This window comes from Mesorhizobium sp. M0676 (genome assembly GCF_040320535.1).
In the GTDB taxonomy this organism is placed as follows: Bacteria; Pseudomonadota; Alphaproteobacteria; order Rhizobiales; family Rhizobiaceae; genus Mesorhizobium.
Window position 1 is genome coordinate 1 of sequence record NZ_JAMYPU010000001.1, and the last position, 18609, is coordinate 18609.

The 18609-nt window shown below is 61.8% G+C and carries 18 protein-coding genes and 1 tRNA gene; 8 read left to right on the plus strand and 11 right to left on the minus strand.

The annotated features are described in order from the left end of the window. A partial coding sequence (locus tag NKI35_RS00005; RefSeq protein WP_352737945.1) for a pilus assembly protein occupies window positions 1-326 on the plus strand: 326 nt, incomplete at its 5' end. A gap of 278 nt (window positions 327-604) precedes the next feature. Here the strand turns inward: NKI35_RS00005 and NKI35_RS00010 are convergent. After that, window positions 605-681 (minus strand) — tRNA-Arg (locus NKI35_RS00010). Between the two features lie 107 nt (window positions 682-788). Further along, window positions 789-1952, minus strand: a complete 1164-nt coding sequence (locus NKI35_RS00015) for a M20 aminoacylase family protein (protein WP_352737948.1) — start codon at window positions 1950-1952, stop codon at window positions 789-791. 233 nt (window positions 1953-2185) lie between these two features. Between NKI35_RS00015 and NKI35_RS00020 the strand changes: the two genes are divergently transcribed. Further along, complete coding sequence (locus NKI35_RS00020; protein ID WP_023699101.1) at window positions 2186-3364, plus strand: D-alanyl-D-alanine carboxypeptidase family protein; 1179 nt, start codon at window positions 2186-2188, stop codon at window positions 3362-3364. 3 nt (window positions 3365-3367) lie between these two features. Beyond that, window positions 3368-4471 (plus strand): CobW family GTP-binding protein, encoded by a 1104-nt coding sequence (locus tag NKI35_RS00025; RefSeq protein ID WP_352737950.1) that lies wholly within the window; start codon window positions 3368-3370, stop codon window positions 4469-4471. A gap of 12 nt (window positions 4472-4483) precedes the next feature. Here the strand turns inward: NKI35_RS00025 and NKI35_RS00030 are convergent, their stop codons facing one another. The 5 genes from NKI35_RS00030 to NKI35_RS00050 all read right to left on the minus strand — a co-directional run bounded on the left by NKI35_RS00030 (window position 4484) and on the right by NKI35_RS00050 (window position 8445). Then, complete coding sequence (locus NKI35_RS00030) at window positions 4484-4732, minus strand: sulfurtransferase TusA family protein (protein ID WP_027050749.1); 249 nt, start codon at window positions 4730-4732, stop codon at window positions 4484-4486. A 59-nt stretch (window positions 4733-4791) separates the two neighbouring features. Further along, window positions 4792-6087, minus strand: coding sequence for a L,D-transpeptidase family protein (locus tag NKI35_RS00035; protein WP_352737952.1), 1296 nt, complete (start codon window positions 6085-6087; stop codon window positions 4792-4794). Window positions 6088-6321: 234 nt separating this feature from the next. Then, window positions 6322-7272, minus strand: coding sequence for an acetyl-CoA carboxylase carboxyltransferase subunit alpha (locus NKI35_RS00040; RefSeq protein ID WP_352737954.1), 951 nt, complete (start codon window positions 7270-7272; stop codon window positions 6322-6324). An 88-nt stretch (window positions 7273-7360) separates the two neighbouring features. Next, on the minus strand, window positions 7361-8272 hold the full coding sequence (locus NKI35_RS00045) for a site-specific tyrosine recombinase XerD (protein ID WP_352608846.1): 912 nt from the start codon (window positions 8270-8272) through the stop codon (window positions 7361-7363). 20 nt (window positions 8273-8292) lie between these two features. Beyond that, window positions 8293-8445 (minus strand): hypothetical protein, encoded by a 153-nt coding sequence (locus tag NKI35_RS00050; RefSeq protein ID WP_023670666.1) that lies wholly within the window; start codon window positions 8443-8445, stop codon window positions 8293-8295. A gap of 172 nt (window positions 8446-8617) precedes the next feature. Between NKI35_RS00050 and NKI35_RS00055 the strand changes: the two genes are divergently transcribed. The 3 genes from NKI35_RS00055 to NKI35_RS00065 are packed head-to-tail and all read left to right on the plus strand — an operon-like array spanning window position 8618 to window position 11252. Next, window positions 8618-9229, plus strand: coding sequence for a shikimate kinase (locus NKI35_RS00055; protein ID WP_023670667.1), 612 nt, complete (start codon window positions 8618-8620; stop codon window positions 9227-9229). Continuing rightward, window positions 9226-10359 (plus strand): 3-dehydroquinate synthase, encoded by a 1134-nt coding sequence (gene aroB / locus NKI35_RS00060; RefSeq protein ID WP_023822506.1) that lies wholly within the window; start codon window positions 9226-9228, stop codon window positions 10357-10359. Before NKI35_RS00055 ends, aroB begins: the two co-directional genes overlap by 4 nt. Further along, window positions 10356-11252: an HlyC/CorC family transporter gene (locus tag NKI35_RS00065; RefSeq protein WP_023670669.1), complete on the plus strand. Its 897-nt coding sequence runs from the start codon at window positions 10356-10358 to the stop codon at window positions 11250-11252. Before aroB ends, NKI35_RS00065 begins: the two co-directional genes overlap by 4 nt. Window positions 11253-11293: 41 nt before the next feature. On the opposite strand, the gene NKI35_RS00070 is transcribed toward NKI35_RS00065, so the two are convergent. The 3 genes from NKI35_RS00070 to NKI35_RS00080 are packed head-to-tail and all read right to left on the minus strand — an operon-like array spanning window position 11294 to window position 16126. Then, window positions 11294-12844 carry a SpoVR family protein gene (locus tag NKI35_RS00070; RefSeq protein ID WP_352737957.1) on the minus strand — a complete coding sequence of 517 codons (1551 nt, stop codon included), beginning with the start codon at window positions 12842-12844 and terminating at the stop codon, window positions 11294-11296. Between the two features lie 7 nt (window positions 12845-12851). After that, the gene (locus NKI35_RS00075) at window positions 12852-14159 is read right to left on the minus strand and encodes a YeaH/YhbH family protein (RefSeq protein ID WP_023686733.1); all 1308 of its coding nucleotides are present in this window, start codon (window positions 14157-14159) and stop codon (window positions 12852-12854) included. Window positions 14160-14176: 17 nt separating this feature from the next. After that, the gene (locus tag NKI35_RS00080; RefSeq protein ID WP_023686732.1) at window positions 14177-16126 is read right to left on the minus strand and encodes a PrkA family serine protein kinase; all 1950 of its coding nucleotides are present in this window, start codon (window positions 16124-16126) and stop codon (window positions 14177-14179) included. A 152-nt stretch (window positions 16127-16278) separates the two neighbouring features. On the opposite strand from NKI35_RS00080, the gene NKI35_RS00085 reads away from it, so the two are divergent. Both NKI35_RS00085 and NKI35_RS00090 read left to right on the plus strand, forming a co-directional pair. Continuing rightward, window positions 16279-16707, plus strand: coding sequence for a hypothetical protein (locus NKI35_RS00085; RefSeq protein WP_245259876.1), 429 nt, complete (start codon window positions 16279-16281; stop codon window positions 16705-16707). Continuing rightward, window positions 16664-18217 carry an acetolactate synthase large subunit gene (locus NKI35_RS00090; RefSeq protein WP_023711703.1) on the plus strand — a complete coding sequence of 518 codons (1554 nt, stop codon included), beginning with the start codon at window positions 16664-16666 and terminating at the stop codon, window positions 18215-18217. The genes NKI35_RS00085 and NKI35_RS00090 overlap by 44 nt, the downstream gene beginning before the upstream one ends. Window positions 18218-18228: 11 nt before the next feature. Here the strand turns inward: NKI35_RS00090 and NKI35_RS00095 are convergent, their stop codons facing one another. Then, window positions 18229-18531 carry a BolA family protein gene (locus NKI35_RS00095; RefSeq protein ID WP_023711704.1) on the minus strand — a complete coding sequence of 101 codons (303 nt, stop codon included), beginning with the start codon at window positions 18529-18531 and terminating at the stop codon, window positions 18229-18231. Between the last annotated feature and the right edge of the window lie 78 nt (window positions 18532-18609).

Consider the following 18609-nt stretch of genomic DNA (forward strand, 5'->3'; position numbering starts at 1 on the left):
TGGTGATGCTTTTGTTCGGAATCTTCGCCTTCGGCTGGGCCATGAATGCCGTGTCGACCGTCCGCTATACACTGGAAACCTCTTCCCGGGCGCTGCAGCTGAACAACACGCTTTCGCAGAGCGACCTCCAGGCCATCGCCACGCAGAAATTGGTGAACCTGGGTCTGAAGAACGTCATTGTGACGATCGCGACCGACCCTGCCAGCGGCGGTTTCAAGATGGCGCATCTGACCGCCAGCTATGCCTTCGTCATCGCTTTCCCGTATTTCGACCAGTATCCGATAAATTACGCCACGACCGTCACGGTGCCCCTGGTTGCCAGCTAGGATACGGCCGGCTTCGTTGAGTTGGCGGCGCCGAACTCAGACCGTAACGGATCGACTGGGAACCATCGCTCGATCTGGAATTGTACTTGCAAGAGGTCGATTCTCTTCGCGGCTGTAGATGCTTAAAGCTCGCTCCTGAGACCTCAGGGATGGACTTTTTCTATGGAACTAAAGTCGGGCTGCTTGCTTGGTCGCGTCCGTGAAAATCACCGAAAACCAGTCCATCTGTGCTGCAACATGCCGACAGGCTATCTCAGTCACCAAGCCTTTGATCTTGCTGGTGATCCCGACAGGAATCGAACCTGTGACCTACAGATTAGGAATCTGCCGCTCTATCCTACTGAGCTACGGGACCACGCGGCCCGACACATAGCCGCTTCCGATCGTTTCGCCAAGAGGGCTCGCCGAAGGCAATGAAGAGGCCGGCCGAAGGCAATTCGGCCGGCCTTTCGGCGGCATATGTCAGGCTGCGAGCGCCGTTTCGGCCAGTTTTACCCAGTAGCTCATGCCGTGCGGGATGACTTCGTCGTTGAAGTCGTAGGCCGGATGGTGGAGGCCGGCGGTCTCGCCATTGCCGATGAAGATGAAGGCGCCAGGGCGGGCTTCCAGCATGTAGGAGAAGTCTTCGCCGCCCATCACCGGCTGGATGGCGCGGTGGACCTGCGTGTCGCCGGCGACATTTGCCGCGACATCGCCGGCAAAGACCGTTTCTTCCGGATTGTTGAAGGTCACGGGATAGTTGGCGTCATAGTCGACAGTGATCGTCGCGCCGAAGGCGGTGGCTATTCCTTCGCAGATTGTGCGGATGCGCTCTTCCGATTTCTTGGCGATCTCTTTCTTCAGCGTGCGCACCGTGCCGGCGATCTCGGCGGCCTCGGGAATGACGTTATAGGCGTCGCCGGCGTGGAATTTCGTCACCGAAACCACCACCGCCTCGACCGGATCGGTGCTGCGCGAAGCGACCGTCTGCAGGGCGCCGACCAGCTGGCTGGTGATGACGATCGGGTCGATCGTGCCGTGCGGCATCGCCGCATGGCCGCCGCGGCCCTTCACGGTGATGGTGAACTCGGCGGTCGCCGCCATGATCGGACCCGGCCGGATGGCGAACTGGCCGACCGGCAGGCCCGGCATGTTGTGCATGCCAAAGACGCGCGAAATGTCGAAACGCTCCATCATGCCGTCCTTGACCATCTCGTTGCCGCCGCCGCCGCCCTCTTCGGCCGGCTGGAAGATAACCGCGACCGAACCGGCGAAATTGCGCGTTTCGGTCAGATATTTGGCGGCGCCCAAAAGCATCGCCGTATGGCCGTCATGGCCGCAGGCGTGCATTTTGCCAGGCACGGTCGAGGCATAGGGCTTCCCGGTGATCTCGTTGATCGGCAGCGCGTCCATGTCGGCGCGCAAGCCGATGGTCGCGCCTTGCCCCTTGCGGCCATGGATGATGCCGACGACGCCGGTCTTGCCGAGGCCCGTCACCACGTCGTCGCAGCCGAATTCCTTCAGCTTCTCGGTGACGAAGGCGGCGGTCTTGAAGACATCGAAATTCAGTTCTGGCGTTTGGTGCAGATGGCGTCGCCAGCCGGCAACTTCATCCTGCATCTCGGCGGCGCGGTTGAGAATCGGCATAATGGTTCCATCTCGCTGTTGGAGCAGACGATCTGGCCTGCTTGATTGCAATTGTGATTGCCATGCTTGTTGCCATCTTGGCACTTTGCCATCTTGGCGTCACATAGGGTAAATAGCACCCCAGACAATGTGATCCGGAAATTGAGGGCCGGATCAGGTCATGCTGGCCATCGCGTAACGAAATCTTACGGAGCCAGGGGCGACTACGGCAAGAGGCGATTTCGGATTCCATGATGCGGCACAGCCATATCCTCAAATTACTGCTAACGGGCGGCTTGGCGCTACCTATGCTGGCTGGGCCAGCTTTGGCCAATCCGGTGATCCTGTTCGACCTCAACAGCGGCAAGGTTCTGCAGCACCAGGACGCCTTCAAGCGCTGGTATCCCGCTTCGCTGAGCAAGCTGATGACCGCCTATGTCACCTTCCGGGCGATTGCCGCCGGCGAGGTCCAGCTCGATTCACCGATCAAGGTGACCAAGCATTCGGCGGGCGAACCGCCGAGCAAGATGGGCTTCAAGCCGGGCTCGGTGATGCGGCTCGACAATGCGTTGAAGATGATGCTGGTCAAATCGGCCAACGATATCGCCATGGCCATCGGCGAAAACATAGGCGGCTCGCAGGCCGGATTCGCCGTTCGCATGAATGCGGAGGCGGCGCGGCTTGGCATGACCGGAACGCATTTCGTCAATCCGAACGGCCTGTTTTCGCCGGAGCAGTACACGACGGCGCGCGATCTTGCCCTGCTGGTGATGGCGATCCGCAAGGAATTCCCGCAATACGCCCCCTGGTTCTCGATCGAAGGCCTTGCCGTCGGCAAGAAGGCGATCTCCAACTACAATCTCTTGATCGGGCGCTATCCCGGCGCCGACGGCATGAAAACCGGGTTCGTCTGTCCCTCGGGCTTCAACATGATCGGCTCGGCGACACGCAATGGCCGCACGCTGGTCGCGGTCGTGCTCGGCGAAAAATCGGCGATCAGCCGTGCCGAGACCGCCGCCAGGCTGCTTGACCAGGGCTTTGCCATGCCCGACCCGAACTGGCTCACGGTCGCGGCCATGCCTTCCTATGGCGATACCATGTCACCCAACGACATGCATGATGAGATCTGCAGGAAGAAGGCGCCGCACGAGCAGTCCGAGGCGGCTCCGCCGGTGGCCGCGAAGGGCGCCGACGTGCCGAAATCGCCCTATCAGGAAAAGCTCGACCACGTGCCGACGCTGGTTGCCGTCGGCCTCGGCGGCGCCACCGGGCCGGCACCGAAGGCGATGCTCGACCAGGGCGGCCAGGAATACGCCGATGTGCCGCTGCCGAGCTGGCGGCCAGACATTCCGGCGCCAAAGGGCGCCGAACCGGCCGTGGTGGGACAGGCAACCGCGGTGCAGGGCGACCAGCTGGTCAAAGCCGCGAACTAGGCGATGGCTGGCTTTCCGATACCCGTCACGGTGGTCACCGGCTTCCTCGGCGCCGGCAAGACGACATTGCTCAACCGGTTGCTCAAAGATCCGGCACTGGTCGACACGGCCGTCATCATCAACGAGTTCGGCGAGGTTGCGATCGACCATCTGCTGGTCGAGCAGGCCTCGGACGGCATCATCCAGCTGTCCGACGGCTGTCTGTGCTGCACGGTGCGCGGCGATCTGGTCGATACGCTGGCTGACCTCGTCGACCGGCTGCAGACCGGCCGTATCGCCCGCATTGCCCGCGTCGTTGTCGAAACCACCGGGCTCGCCGATCCGGCGCCGGTGCTGCAGTCGATCATGGCGCATCCCGCCCTTGTGCAGGCCTTCCGACTTGATGGCGTCATCACGCTGGTCGACGCGATCAACGGCAATGCGACGCTCGACGGCCATGTCGAGGCGGTCAAGCAGGTGGCGGTCGCCGATCGCATCGTGCTGACCAAGGTCGATCTGGCCAGCGATCCCGGCGACGTCGATGCTTTGCGAACGCGACTCCATCAGCTCAATCCAGGCGCCGTGGTGCTGGACGACGGCGACGGCCGAACCGGCGTCGCGGCGCTGTTCGATTGCGGCCTTTACAATCCGGCGACCAAATCCGCCGATGTCCGGCGCTGGCTCGGCGAAGAAGCCGCCCATGAGCACCACCATCATCATGATCATGACCACGGCGAGCATGAGCACCACCACCGCCACGATTTCCGCGTGCGCTCCTACTCGCTGGTCCATGACGGCCCGGTGCCGTTCTCGGCGATTGAGATGTTCCTCGACCTGCTGCGTTCGGCGCATGGCGACAAGCTTTTGCGCATGAAGGGCGTCATCGAGCTTGCGGAGGACCCGTCGCGGCCGCTTGTCGTCCACGGGGTGCAGAAGATCCTGCATCCGCCGGCGCGGCTGCTGGCTTGGCCGGACGGCCAACGCGGCACCAGGCTGGTGCTGATCACGCTCGACATGCCGGAAGATTATGTGCGCCGGCTGTTTTCCGCCTTCACCAACCGGCCGTCGATCGACACGCCGGATCGCGCGGCGCTGGAGAGCAATCCGCTGGCGATAGCCGGGGGCTGATTCTCAGGCTCGCTATGCGCCGCGTTCGACCAGGAAGCGGTGGCCGCCGCTGACGGCTGACGTTTCAACAAGCTGGTGGCCAGCGTCGGCGCAAAAGGCGGGGATGTCGATGACCGCCAGCGGGTCGGTGGTCTCCAGCCAAAGCCGGCTGCCCGGCTGCATTGCCGCCAAGCGTTTTTTCGCCTTGAGAACGGGCAGAGGGCAGTTCAGGCCCTTGAGGTCATAGATCGCGGTGTGATTTGTTTGTTTGTCTTCATGCATGTCTTTGTCCCAAAACCGCGGCGCACTTTTGGGCGGCATGCATCGGCAAGGCGAAAACCTCAGCCGCCGAACATGCCTAGCAGCTTGTTCTTGATCTTCGACATCCGGCTTTCGTCCGCCGGCGGTTCTGCAGGCGCCGCCTCGACGCTCGCAGTGGCGACCGGCTGCTGGGCGGCCTGCTTGGCTGCTTCCTTTTCGGCCAGCGCTTGGGCCTTTGCCGCTTGCTTTTCAGCCAGTGCCTGGACCTTGGCGGCTTTCGCAGCCTCGATGGCAGCAACCCGCTGTTCCTCGGCCTTGCGCTTGGCTTCCTTCTCTGCGTCCAGCGCCGCCATCTTGCGGCCGGCGGGCGAATCGATGCGGCCCATGCGCGCCGTCTCGGTCAGCGTGCCGTCGGAATTCAGCGACGGCGGTTCGATCGGCACGCGCTCGCCCCGGGCGCGGCGCTTCGACCAGTCGGAAACGATGCTGGCTTCCTTGATGCCGGCAATGGTCGGCTTGGGCGCCGGAACACTGGCCTTGACCGCGCCGGTGAAGGCCGCGTCATAGCTGCTTTGATAGGCGTTGAGTGCGCTCTTCAGCGAATCCGGCTGCGTGGTGGCGGGGCAGGCGCCAGTCGGATCGAATGTCGTGCCCTCGGGCGCCACCTGGTTGAAGATATAGCGCTTGTCGCAGACATCGACCTTCGGCGGCACCTTGGTGATCTCGAAATTGTCGTAACCGACCTTCAGCATCTTCCAGAACTCATAGTTCGGGTCGTTGCGGTAACGCGCCATGTTGGCGGCGGTCATGCGGAATGGGAAGGCCTGGATCTGGAACTCGGTCTGGCCGCCCTGGAAGGCATCCCGACCAAAAGCGTAGATCTGCTCGATCTGCGGGTCGGTCATCGAATAACAGCCCGACGACGAGCAGGCGCCATGCACCATCAGATTGGCGCCGGTGCGGCCATTGGCACGGTCATAGGCGTTGGGATAGCCGATGTTGAAGGACAGATGATAGTTCGAGCGCGGATTCATCTGCGACGGGCGGACCGTATAGAAACCTTCCGGCGCCTGGCGGTCGCCCTCGGTGTATTTTGGGCCGAGCTTGCCCGACCATTTGCAGATATCGTAGCTGGCGACCATCTCGTAGCGGCCGGTGGTCTTGGCCTTCCAGATTTCGAGCTTGCCTTCTTCCTTGAAGATGCGAGCCATCACCGACGAGGTGCGGATCATGCCCTTGGCCTTCATGTCGGCCAGGATCTTGTCCGGCAGCGGCTTGCTGGCTTCCGGCGCAAAATTCTTAATCGAGGAATCGTTGCAGCCGGCAACGCCAAGCGCGGCGATCAGAAGTCCAGTGCGGGCAAGCTTGGTAAACATGGATACGGCTATGTCTTTTTCTCGCGTCACGGCCGGATAGCGCCCGGGCCTGCATGCTGAACACTGACGGACCCTAAGCCCGTTAACCTTGAAAATTCCTTACCGCAAGCGTCGGACGGCGCCCCCCACGGCAATTCGCCCGGTGTCACGGATTTTTTATTGAGCCGAATGCGGCGGCATTTTTGTGGCGAAATTGCTCCTTGACGCCACATTGCGGTGCGCTGCCGGCCAAAATCAGAGGCTGCGGCCCATCGCCAGATATTTTTCGCGGCGCTGTTCGCGAAAATCGGTGTTGGCGCCGGCAAAATCCTTCATCGTCTTGGCGATGAGGTCGCCGGTGGCGGCGATCACCGTTTCGGGCGCGCGCTGGGCGCCGCCGAGCGGCTCGGCAATGATGGCGTCGATGATCTTCATTTCCAGAAGGTCCTGGGCGGTGATCTTCATGTTGGTCGCCGCATCTTTCGAGCGCGTCGTGTCGCGCCACAGGATCGAGGCAGCGCCTTCCGGCGAGATCACCGAATAGATGGCGTGTTCCAGCATGTAGACGCGGTTGGCGGTGGCGATCGCAATGGCGCCGCCCGAACCGCCTTCGCCGATGACGACCGAAATCGATGGCACTTTGAGGCCGAGGCAGGCCGAGGTTGAGCGGGCGATGGCTTCAGCCTGACCGCGTTCCTCGGCGCCAACGCCGGGATAAGCGCCGGCGGTGTCGACCAGCGTCAGAAGTGGAATCTGGAAACGGTCGGCAAGTTCCATCAGCCGCACGGCCTTGCGGTAGCCTTCAGGACGCACTGAGCCGAAATTGTGCTTGAGCCGGCTCGCCGTGTCGGAGCCCTTTTCCTGGCCGAGGACGGCCACCGGTTCGCCGCGGAAGCGAGCGAACCCGCCGATGATCGCCTGGTCCTCGCCGAAATTGCGGTCGCCGGCGAGCGGCGTGAAATCGCTGAACAGGCCCTTGATGTAGTCGAGGCAATGCGGCCTGTCGGTGTGGCGCGCGACCTGCACCTTCTGCCACGGCGTCAGCGCCTTGTAGATGTCGCGCAGCGCGTCGCGCACGCGCTTCTCGAGCCGGCTGATTTCGTCGCCGACGTCGACCGCCTCGCCATTCTCGGCAAGCTTCTTCAGCTCGAGGATCTTGAGTTCAAGGTCCTGCACCGGCTTTTCGAAATCGAGGTAATTGTACATTCTTGAGCGGACCGATGCGTCGGAAGGCAAACATCGCGCAGATGTAGGCTCCGCGCGGGCACGTTGCCCTCACATAGCGATATGAGCCCTAGTCGGCAAGCGGATGATGATCGTTGACCAGCCGCACCAACCGCTCTTCCAGCACATGCGTGTAAATCTGCGTGGTCGAGATATCGGCGTGGCCGAGCAGCTGCTGCACCGCCCTGAGATCAGCGCCGTTCTGCAGGAGATGGCTGGCAAAAGCATGGCGCAGCACATGCGGCGAAATTTTGGCCGCCGATATGCCGGCCCGCGCGGCAAGGCCTTTGAGGTCGCGGGCAAAGACCTGCCGGGAGAGAAAGCCGCTGTCGCCGGCGGCCGGGAACAGAAACGGGCTGTCGGCGAAAGCCGGCACCGACGCCCGGGCCGTGAGCCATGCCCGCATCGCCATGCGGGCCTTGGCCGACAGCGGCACCATGCGCTCCTTGTCGCCCTTGCCGCGCACCATGAAGAAGCGGTCGTCGCGCTGGGCGACGGTCACCGGCAGGCCGACAAGTTCGGAGACGCGCAGGCCGGTGGCATAGAGCACCTCGACCAAAGCGTGCAGGCGCAGTGCCGCCACCCGGTCGCCATTGACGCCATCGCCTGTCTCAAGCGCCGCACGGTCGAGCAGCCGACCGGTATCGGCCTCGCTCATCGTCTTGGGCAGCGGCCGGCCCTTTTTCGGACTGTCCAGCGTGCCGGTCGGGTCGTCGCCGCGCAAGCCCTCGGCGTAGAGAAACTTGAAGAACTGGCGGATCGCCGACAGTTTGCGCGCCTGCGACGTCGACGCAAAGCCGCGCGCTGCGATGTCGTCGAGATAGGCGCGGATGTCGACTGCGGCGGCGGCGGCAAGCCCGCCGGCAATCTGCTGCGAAGCGTCTTCGAGATCCCGGCGGTAGGAAGACAGCGTGTTTTCAGCGGCACCGCGTTCGGCGCTCATCATCTCGAGAAAGGCTTCGATGCGAGCCGCGCTGTTCATGTTCCAGAAGTCAGTTTGGGTCAGTTTTTCTTGGGGTTCAGCTTTTCCGGTGGGATGCGCACGGTGATTTCCGCCTTTTTCGGCTCGACGAACATCGCCAACGCCACCATCGTGCCATAGGCAATGCCGGCAAGAATCATCATCGTCACGACAAAGCGGAACAGCGTCGGCATCAATCTTCGCCCGTCTTCTTGCTCTGCGATTCCAAACCCTGTGCCCTTATGGGACGCTAATTCCTTCAATTCAAGGACGAAGGGCTCTGGGTGCGAAAGGCGCTATGCTTGACGCAAACGGGCTTTTGATGTCGATACGCCGGCAAAGACGGCTTAGAAACAGCATGGTCTCATGAACGCGTTACCAGCAAATCCTCCCGGCGATAGCCATGCCGCGCTGCTCGACAGGCTGGGCAGCCGCTCGATCGTCTTTGTCGGCCTGATGGGCGCCGGCAAGACGGCGATCGGCCGCAAGGTGGCGACGATGCTGTCGCTGCCCTTCGTCGACAGCGACCAGGAGATCGAAACCGTGTCGCGCATGACGGTGCCGGAACTGTTCGAACGCTATGGCGAGACCGAATTCCGGGCATTGGAGCAGCGCGTCATCCTGCGCGTGCTGGAGAGTGGGCCGCAGGTGCTGTCGACCGGCGGCGGCGCGTTCATGAATGCGCAGACGCGGGAAGCGATCGCCGGGCATGGCGTGTCGGTGTGGCTGAAGGCCGAGATCGACCTATTGATGGAACGCGTGTCCAAGAAGCAGAACCGGCCGTTGCTCAAAAGCGCCGATCCGCGCGCCGTGCTCGAGCGACTGATGGGCGAGCGCTACCCGGTCTATGCCACGTCCAACATCACCGTGCCGACACGCGACGACCGCAAGGAGGTCATTGCGACGGAGGTTGTCGACGCGCTGTGCGGGCATTTCGGCATTCCGGCTCCGACTGCGCCAGGCGAGGTGCGGCTGTGAGCGAACCGGTCACTGTCGAGGTCGGCCTTGGCGAGCGTGCCTATGACATCCTGATCGGCCCTGGCCTTTTGGCGCGCGCCGGCGCCGAGATTTCGCGCCGCCTGCCCGGCACGAGGGCGGCGGTGGTCACCGACGACAATGTCGCGGCGGCACATCTCGACGCGCTGAAGGCCGGTCTGGAAACAGGCGGCATCCAGCCTGCCGTCATCACTTTGCCGGCCGGCGAAAAGACCAAGAGCTTTGCCCATCTCGAAGAGGTGGTCGACGGCGTGCTCGCCGCCAAGCTGGAGCGCGGCGATGTCGTCATTGCGCTCGGCGGTGGCGTCATCGGCGACCTAACCGGCTTTGCCGCCGGCATCGTGCGCCGCGGCATGAATTTCGTCCAGATTCCAACCTCGCTGCTGGCGCAGGTCGATTCCTCGGTCGGTGGGAAGACCGGCATCAACAGCCCGCGCGGCAAGAATCTGGTCGGCGTCTTCCATCAGCCGAAGCTGGTGCTGGCCGACACCGAAGTGCTCGACACGCTGCCGATCCGCGAATTTCGCGCCGGCTATGCCGAGCTTGCCAAATACGGGCTGATCGACCGACCGGCGTTTTTCGCCTGGCTGGAAGCGAACTGGGAAAAGGTGTTCGCTGGCGGACCGGAGCGGACCGAGGCCATTGCCGAGGCGTGCCGCGCCAAAGCCGATGTCGTCGCCCGCGACGAGTTCGAAACCGGCGACCGCGCACTGCTCAATCTTGGCCACACGTTCGGCCATGCGCTGGAAGGCGCCACACAGTATGACGGCGCCCGCCTCGTCCATGGCGAAGGCGTCGCCATCGGCATGGCGCTGGCGCACCGCTTTTCCGCAAGGCTCAATCTGGCCAGCCCGGACGACGCGGCGCGGGTCGAGGCGCATCTTCGCGCCGTCGGTCTACCCTGGCGGATGGCCGACATCCCTGGTGAGTTGCCCGATGCCGAGGCGCTGCTTGGCTTCATCACCCAGGACAAGAAAGTGTCGCGCGGCGCGCTGACATTCATCCTGACGCGCGGTGTTGGCCAGGCTTTTATTGCCAAGGATGTACCGGCGTCGGAAGTGCTTTCGTTCCTCAGGGAGAACCATCCGGGCCAGGAAAGCCGGCAGCGATGATCAACGAGCCCGGCTGGACCGTCGTCGCCGTCCTTGCCATCCTCATCCTGCTGGTCCTGGCCGTGCGCACGCGCCTGCTTGCCATGTTCGGCTATGAGTTGTCGCGCATCGAGCCGCAGCGCTCGACACAGGACGAGTTGCGCGGCGCGGTCGACGATTTCCGCCGCGACGGCCAGATGGTGCGTGAGGACCGCGACCGTGTCGGCGGGCTGTTCGATCTCGCCGAGCTCGAAGTCTCCGACATCATGGTCCACCGTACCAATATGCGCTCGGTCAATGCCGACAATGGGCCGGAAGCGGTGGTGCGCGAGATCCTGCAGAGCCCGCACACCCGCATGCCGTTGTGGAAAGGCTCGCTCGACAACATTGTCGGCGTGCTGCACGCCAAGGACCTGCTGCGAGCGCTGAACGAGGTCGGCAACGACTTTTCCCGGATCGACGTGATGAAGATCGCGTCGAAGCCTTGGTTCGTGCCCGACACCACCACGCTGCAGGAACAGCTCAACGCCTTCCTGCGCGCCAAGGCGCACTTCGCTATCGTCGTCGACGAATATGGCGAGGTCGAAGGGCTGGTGACGCTGGAGGACATTATCGAGGAGATCGTTGGCGAGATCGCCGACGAGCACGATGTCGACATTCAGGGCGTGAAGCAGGAGGCGGACGGTTCCGTGGTCGTCGACGGCACCGTGCCGATCCGCGATCTCAACCGGGCGCTCGACTGGAACCTGCCTGACGAGGAAGCGACCACCATTGCCGGGCTGGTCATCCACGAGACGCAGTCGATCCCCGAGGAAAAGCAGGCTTTCACCTTCCACGGCAAGCGCTTCGTGGTGATGAAACGCGACAAGAACCGGATCGCCAGGATCAGGATCAGGCCGGCGGGCGAATCCTAAAGGTACCGAGCAGGCCCGCAACAGAACGCTCTTTGCGGAGTTTATGCCGCGATCTGGCTCGTAGACCGTTCGTGGATGGTCGCACCGGTTTGAGCGTCAACTGCAACCAGGCTGACCTCGTAGCCCCAGAGGCTGCGGACATGGCGCAGCGTCGCGTCACGACTGGCGCCTTCGAGCACAACACCATCCTTTACCCTGTGTTGCAGCCGCAACTGCCGGTCGCCGAGCAGGTCGACATCAATCACCTGGATGTCCGGCCGAGTCGCTCCAAGGTCGTAACTGTGGGCAAGCTGGGCGCGTATCTTGTGATAGCCACGTTCGTTGTGGATCGACGCGACTTCGAAATGCGGTTTGTCGGCTCCGTCGCCAAGCACGAAGAACCGCCATTTTCGGATCAAGCTCGGGCTGAGATACTGGCGGATAAAGGATTCGTCGCGGTGGTTGGCCCAGGCCTCAAGCAGGACCTCGCGCCAGTTGCCATGTCCCGCAATGTCCGGGAACCAGTCGCGGTCCTCCGCCGTCGGCTCGGTCGAAATGCGCTGTATGTCCTGCATCATGTCGAGGCCGAGGGCATAGGGATTGATGCCTGAAAACCGGGGATCGTCAAACGCCGGCTGGAAGATCACGTTCGAATGGTTGCGCAGGATTTCAAGCATGGCACCTTCGCCGATCCGGCCACGATCGAATAGCATGTTCATGAGCGTATAATGCACGAAGGTGGCGCAGCCTTCATTCATCACTTGAGTCTGTCGCTGCGGGTAGAAATATTGCGCGATGACGCGGACGATCCTGATGATCTCGCGCTGCCAGGGTTCCAGGATCAGGCTGTTCTTCTCGAGGAAATACAGGAGGTTTTCCTCGGGCAGGTTGAGCGATCTCTTGCGCTCCGCCATCCCTTGATCCTCATTGCCGGACTTGTTTTTGTTCTGCGACGGCGGCAGCGTGCGCCACAGATCGTTGTAGGAGCGCTCTTCGTATTCGAGGCGCTCGCGAAGCCCTTCGCGCTGTCGCTCCGACGAGAGCTTTGGCGGCCGGTGGTAGCGGAACACCCCTTGTTCCATCAGCGCATGGGCGGAATCGAGAATGGCCTCCACTGCTGCAAGGCCGTGCCGCTCCTCGCACCGGGCGATGTAGCCCTTGGCGAAGTCCAGATAACCCAGGATTGCCCCGGCGTCGGTCCATTGCTGAAACAGATGATTGTTCTTGAAGAAATGATTGTGGCCAAGCGCCGCGTGGGCCGTCACAAGGGCCTGCAACGCCATGGTGTTTTCCTCCATGAGGTAGACGATGCAGGGATTGGAGTTGATGACCAGTTCATAGGCCAGACCCCGACCACCCTTACGGTAAAGAAGCTCCTGGTGAAGGAAATGTTTGCCGAATGACCAATGCCGATACATCAGTGGCATGCCGATAGATGAGTAGGCGTCGAGCATCTGCTGGGAGGAGATTATCTCCATCTGGACCGGGTAAGTATCGAGATGCAACTCGTCGACCGCGATCGCCTCGATCTCTTCAAAAGCCCGCGATAATTTCTCGAAATTCCAGTCGGAACCGGAAAACAACAAATTCGTTTCGTTGGCTCGCCTGACCATCTCTCTCTCAAGCGCTCTTGATGGCCGCCGGCTGCCTGGCGAAGAGCCGGTGGAAGACCGGGTAAATATCCGCGGGAGCAGCGATGCGGCTCATCTGGAAGTTGGGCCATTTCAGCTCAATCGTACTGTAGGCGCGCCAAAGCGACGTCCCGTTTTCGGTAGCACCGAATATGTGGCTCTCGCGTTCGTCGATGATCTCGACATAGGCGAAATACTGGCACAGGCGCATGAGCTTGCCGTTCATGAGCTCTATGCATCGCTCGGAATCGGTGGTGAAATTGTCCCCGTCAGAGGCCTGCGCGGCGTAAATGTTCCACTCGCTGGCAGGATAGCGCTGGCCGATAATGCGGTGCATTTCGTCGAGCGCGGTGGAGACGATCGTACCGCCGCTCTGCGTGTTGTAGAAGAACGTGTCCTCATCCACTTCGTGCGCCTCATGGGTATGGCGGATGAAGACGATCTCCGTGCGTTCGTAGCGCCGTTTCAAGAACAGGTGCAGCAGCACGAAGAAGCGTTTGGCCAAGTCCTTTTCGCGTTGGCCCATCGATCCGGACACGTCCATAAGGCAGAACATGACGGCATTGGCATTCGGCACCGGCCGGGCGTCGAAGCGGTTGAATCGGATATCGACCGGATCGACAAAGGCAATTCGCCTGCGCCGTCGCTCCAGCCGGTCAAGCTCGTCGCGTAATTCCGCGATGCGCTGGCGCACCGCCGCGCCGGCCGGGGCCGACTCAAGCGTGACGATTTCCCGGAGGATCGCCTCCAGTTCCTGCTGCGTGGGGCGCCTCAGCGCAATGCGCCGGCCTAGGCTGTTGCGCATGGTGCGGCCGGCATTGATGTTGGTCGGGGAACCGGTTGCCGCGAAGCCGGCCCGGCGCGGCTTGAAGGCAAGGATTTCCTTGAGATTGAGCTTAACTAGGTCGGGCAGTTCGAGATCCTCAAAAAAGAGTTCGAGCACCTCCTCGCGTGACAGCACGAAACGAAAATCGTCTTCCGACGCCGTGTTTCCTGGCGACGACGCCGCGCCGCCCCCATGCGGCTTCGGGAGCAGGTCTCCAGGGGAAAAATGCCTGTTGCCCGGAAGGATGTGTCGGCGCCGTCCGCTGGCCCTGTCATCGTTGAAGCTCGGCTCGGCTGTTTTCCTTTCAGGCATGGGCACGGCGTGCTCGGTATCCACGTCGGCGATCCTGCCAGTGCGGATTTGATCGCGAATGCTCCGCTTCAACTCCTCGCGAGCACGCCTGAGGAAGCGCTGTCGATTGCCAAGGCTCTTGTCCTTGGGGTTCAGGCGACGGTCGATGAAGATCGGCATGGAACCATCCGGCTCTGTCAACCCGCCTTGTTCACCCGCATGTACCAGTCCACCAGCCGGCGTACCTGCCGTTCTGTGTAGCCACGCTCGATCATGCGCTGCACGAATTCGTTGTGGCGCTTTTCCGTAACGCTGTCTTGCTTGGAGCCGAAGCTGATCACCGGCAAGAGGTCCTCGACCTGTCCGAACATCCGCTTCTCGATGACCTCGCGCAGTTTTTCATAGCTGGTCCATGACGGGTTGCGGCCGTGGTTTCTTGCGCGAGCGCGCAGAGTGAACTTCACCACCTCGTTACGGAAGTCCTTGGGATTGGCGATGCCTGCCGGTTTCTCGACCTGCGAAAGTTCGTTGTCCAGGATCTCCCGGTTGAGGATCTGGCCGGTGTCGGGGTCCTTGTAGTCCTGGTCCTCAATCCAGGCATCCGCATAGGCGATGTAGCGGTCGAAGAGGTTCTGGCCGTATTCGCTATAGGACTCCAGATAGGCCTTCTGGATTTCGTGGCCGATGAACTCGGCGTAGCGCGCCGCAAGCTCCGACTTGATGAATTCAAGATAGGCCGCTTCCGTTTCCTTCGGGAACTGCTCCCGCTTGATCGCCTCCTCCAGAATGTACATCAGATGCACAGGATCGGCGGCCACCTCCTCATTATCGAAGTTGAATGTCTGCGAAAGGATCTTAAAGGCAAAGCGCGTGCTGACGCCCGTCATGCCTTCATCGACGCCGGCGGCGTCGCGATATTCTTGGACCGACTTTGCCCTGGGATCGACTTCCTTCAGATTTTCGCCGTCATAGGCGCGCATCTTGGTGTAGAGCGGCGAGTTGTCGTGCTCGGCCAAGCGCGTCGAAACTGCAAAGCGGCTGAGGATGTCCAAAACTTCAGGGGCACAGGGGCTGGCGGCCAACTCGCTCTCACGCAGCAATTTCTCATAGATCTGCCTCTCTTCGGTGATCCGCAGGCAATAGGGTACCTTGACCACCAGGATGCGATCGAGAAACGCCTCGTTGTTCTTGTTGCTCTTGAACTGTTGCCATTCCGACTCGTTGGAATGGGCGACGATGATCCCCTGGTAGGGAAAGGCGCCGAAATTTTCAGTGCCGTTGTAGCTGCCTTCCTGTGTCGCGGTCAGCAGCGGATGCAGAACCTTGATGGGTGCCTTGAACATCTCAACGAATTCAAGCAGACCTTGCGTGGTCCGGTTCAGGCCACCGCTATAGGAATAGGCATCGGGGTCGGACTGGCTAAAATTTTCCAATTGCCTGATGTCGACCTTGCCGACCAGGGCCGAGACATCCTGATTGTTCTCATCGCCAGGTTCGGTCTTGGCAATGCCGATCTGGCGCAGCCGCGAAGGCATCAGCTTGACGACGCTGAATTTGGAAATGTCGCCAGACAATTCGTCGAGGCGCTTGGCCGCCCATGGCGAAATCAATCCGTTCAGCCGGCGCCGGGCTATGCCGTATTTATCCTCTAGCAGATCACCCATGTGATCGGGATGGAACAGCCCAAGCGGCGACTCGAAAACCGGGCTGATCTGGTTGCCGACCTTCAGCGTGTAGATCGGGCGCTGCTCCATCAGTTTCTTCAGGCGCTCGGCCAGAGAGGATTTGCCGCCGCCGACCGGGCCGAGGAGATAGAGGATCTGCTTGCGTTCTTCGAGCCCCTGCGAGGCATAGCGGAAATATCCAGCTATGCGCTCGATCGTATCCTCCATTCCATAGAAGTCAGAAAAATGAGGGTAGATCTTGAGGGTCCGATTCGCGAAAATGCGGCCGAGGCGCTCGTCTTTGCTGGTGTCAACCAGTTTTGGTTCGCCGATTGCGTCGACCATCCTTTCGGGCGCCGAAGCGTACATCGATTTGTCTTCCCGACAGGCAAGAAGATACTGTTGGATGCTGACCTCTTCGTCCGCCGCATTGGCATAAATTTCCGAAAAAAGATCGAAGACGTCGGATTGGGTTGCACGCATGATGTTCTGCCCTCGGAGCCGATCTGGATTCCAATCGCCTCATCACCTTCAACTGTCGGAAAGCATTGTTGGTTCCCTTCACATGAAGGAGAGTGGCTGCAATCCGGGTAGAAGGCTTGGGAGGAAACATTCGGAGTGGCTGGAATGGCGGGTTGCCCGGTGCTGCGGCGCTGATGGGCGGCGTTGTCGCCGGCCAGCTATCTCGATGGACACAAGCATCCGCCGACCTTCATCGCCTATTCGCGCGCCGAAGGCCGCGACGACCAATCGAAGGCTTTGCCAAACGCCTGCGCGCCATCGGCACTGAAGTGACGCTGTTCGACGGCAACGCCTACACGCATATGTCGATCAATCACGACTTCGGCGAGGACGGCGACGCGTTGACCGCCGCGATGCTGGCCTTCCTGAATGGACCGTCGGTTGATCGCCGGATCCCCGCGAGGCGTCCTGGATCAGACCAAAAGCCCCGGCGGGACATTGCCGACCCGGCGCCTACAGGTGCAATTGTTCCTGAATTGTCGATTGGGAAAGAAAATCATGAATGGCGCCGATCTGCTGTGCGACGTGCTCCTGGCCAATGACGTCACGGTCTGCTTCGCCAATCCTGGCACATCCGAAATGCATTTCGTTGCCGCACTGGACCGCAAACCTCAGATGCGTTGCGTGCTCGGCCTGTTCGAGGGCGTGGTGACCGGCGCCGCCGACGGCTATGCGCGCATGACCGACCGCCCGGCAGCAACGTTGCTGCATACCGGACCGGGTCTCGCCAACGGTTTGGCCAACATGCACAACGCAAGGCGTGCGCGCAGCCCGATGATCAACATTGTCGGCGACCATGCTTCTTACCATCTGCCGCTCGATGCCCCGCTGACCAGCGACATAGAAGGCCTGGCGTCGCCGATGTCGAACTGGGTTGGCCGCGTCAAGGGGCCGGCCGATATTGTGCCGGCCGCAGAGGCGGCTTTCCGCGCCTCACTCACGCCGCCTGGCGTCACGACGCTGATCCTGCCTGCGGATGCCGCCTGGGGCGAAGTTGCTGCGATTTCACCTGGCAAGGTGGAGCTGGAGCCGCCGCCCGCCGTCGACATGGCTGTTGTGCGCACGATCGCCGAAGCAATCCGCGCCGCGCCGGGCCGTGTCGGCATGGTGGTGCGTGGGCAGGCGGCGCGCGCCGATGGACTTGAAATCGCAGGGAGAATCTCATCGGGAAGCGATGTCAGGCTGTTCAGTGAGGTTCTGATCGCCCGCATGCAGCGCGGCCGCGGGCGGTTCGCCCCGACCCGCATTCCCTATCCGGTCGATGCGGCGACGGCCACGCTCCGGGATATCGATTTGCTGGTGCTGGTCGGCGCCAAGGAGCCGGTTGCCTTCTTCGCTTATCCCGGCAAGCCCGGGCGGCTGGTTCGGGACGATTGCAAGGTGCTTTCGCTGGCGGCGCATGGCCAGGATCTGAAAGCGGCGCTGGAGGCGCTGGCCGACGAGCTCGGCATCAAGCCGACGCAGCAATTCGCCGCCGCAACCGCCTTTCCAGACGAACCGACGCTGAGCGGCAGACTGACGGACGATGCCATCGCGCTGTCGGTGGCGCGCAAACTTCCGGCCAATGCCATCGTCTGCGACGAAGCGGTCACCTCGGCGAGACGGTTCTTCACGCTATCCGCCTTTGCGGCGCCGCACGACTACATGATGGGTACGGGCGGATCGATCGGCGGCGGCATTCCCATGGCTACCGGCGCGGCGATCGCCTGCCCGGACCGCAAGGTGATCAATCTCGAAGCCGACGGCAGTGGCATGTACACGGTGCAGGGACTGTGGACCCAGGCCAGGGAAAAGCTTGACGTCGTGACCATCATCTTTTCCAACCGGACCTACGCCATCCTGCATGGCGAAATGAAGAATGTCGGGGTCAATGAGATCGGCGAGAACGCCAGGCGCATGCTCGATCTCGACCATCCGGCGCTGGACTGGGTTGCGCTGGCCAAAGGCATGGGCGTCGAGGCGGCCCGCGCCGACACGTGCGAGCGGTTCGACGCGCTGCTCGACAGTGCCCTGTCGCGTCCGGGACCGTTTCTCATTGAAGCGGTGATCTGAGGCGGAGAGACTTACCAACGGGTCTTTTCGCCGGGTGCAGCCGGTTCGATTGCCAGCGCATGGACGCCGGCTTGCAGCTCCGCTGCCAGCAATTCGTTGACGGCGCGGTGGCGGTCGATGCGGCTCATGCCGGCAAAGACGGATGAGACGATGCGGACGCGAAAATGCGTCTCGCCAGTGCCGTCATAGGCAGCGTGATGGTCGGAGCCGTGGTGGTGATGACCGGCATGGAGATGGCTTTCATTGACGATCGCCAGGCGCTCCGGCGAAAACGCCTTGTTCAGCTTGTCTTCCATCGTCGCCTGTATGGACATCGCCATCTCCCTTCACCATATCTGCAAGGCGTGATCGGGAAATCGGGATCGATCCCGCCGGGCCGCCTCAAAAATCGC

What these genes read in the sequence shown, in the direction of transcription:
- NKI35_RS00090 (WP_023711703.1), top strand. Translation starts at nt 16,664, where the DNA reads ATGAATGGCGCCGATCTGCTGTGCGACGTGCTCCTGGCCAATGACGTC.
- NKI35_RS00025 (WP_352737950.1), top strand. Translation starts at nt 3,368, where the DNA reads ATGGCTGGCTTTCCGATACCCGTCACGGTGGTCACCGGCTTCCTCGGC.
- NKI35_RS00095 (WP_023711704.1), bottom strand. Translation starts at nt 18,531, where the DNA reads ATGTCCATACAGGCGACGATGGAAGACAAGCTGAACAAGGCGTTTTCG.
- NKI35_RS00035 (WP_352737952.1), bottom strand. Translation starts at nt 6,087, where the DNA reads ATGTTTACCAAGCTTGCCCGCACTGGACTTCTGATCGCCGCGCTTGGC.
- NKI35_RS00055 (WP_023670667.1), top strand. Translation starts at nt 8,618, where the DNA reads ATGAACGCGTTACCAGCAAATCCTCCCGGCGATAGCCATGCCGCGCTG.
- NKI35_RS00070 (WP_352737957.1), bottom strand. Translation starts at nt 12,844, where the DNA reads ATGGTCAGGCGAGCCAACGAAACGAATTTGTTGTTTTCCGGTTCCGAC.
- NKI35_RS00050 (WP_023670666.1), bottom strand. Translation starts at nt 8,445, where the DNA reads ATGCCGACGCTGTTCCGCTTTGTCGTGACGATGATGATTCTTGCCGGC.
- NKI35_RS00030 (WP_027050749.1), bottom strand. Translation starts at nt 4,732, where the DNA reads ATGCATGAAGACAAACAAACAAATCACACCGCGATCTATGACCTCAAG.
- NKI35_RS00080 (WP_023686732.1), bottom strand. Translation starts at nt 16,126, where the DNA reads ATGCGTGCAACCCAATCCGACGTCTTCGATCTTTTTTCGGAAATTTAT.
- NKI35_RS00015 (WP_352737948.1), bottom strand. Translation starts at nt 1,952, where the DNA reads ATGCCGATTCTCAACCGCGCCGCCGAGATGCAGGATGAAGTTGCCGGC.
- NKI35_RS00075 (WP_023686733.1), bottom strand. Translation starts at nt 14,159, where the DNA reads ATGCCGATCTTCATCGACCGTCGCCTGAACCCCAAGGACAAGAGCCTT.
- NKI35_RS00020 (WP_023699101.1), top strand. Translation starts at nt 2,186, where the DNA reads ATGCGGCACAGCCATATCCTCAAATTACTGCTAACGGGCGGCTTGGCG.
- NKI35_RS00045 (WP_352608846.1), bottom strand. Translation starts at nt 8,272, where the DNA reads ATGAACAGCGCGGCTCGCATCGAAGCCTTTCTCGAGATGATGAGCGCC.
- NKI35_RS00040 (WP_352737954.1), bottom strand. Translation starts at nt 7,272, where the DNA reads ATGTACAATTACCTCGATTTCGAAAAGCCGGTGCAGGACCTTGAACTC.
- NKI35_RS00065 (WP_023670669.1), top strand. Translation starts at nt 10,356, where the DNA reads ATGATCAACGAGCCCGGCTGGACCGTCGTCGCCGTCCTTGCCATCCTC.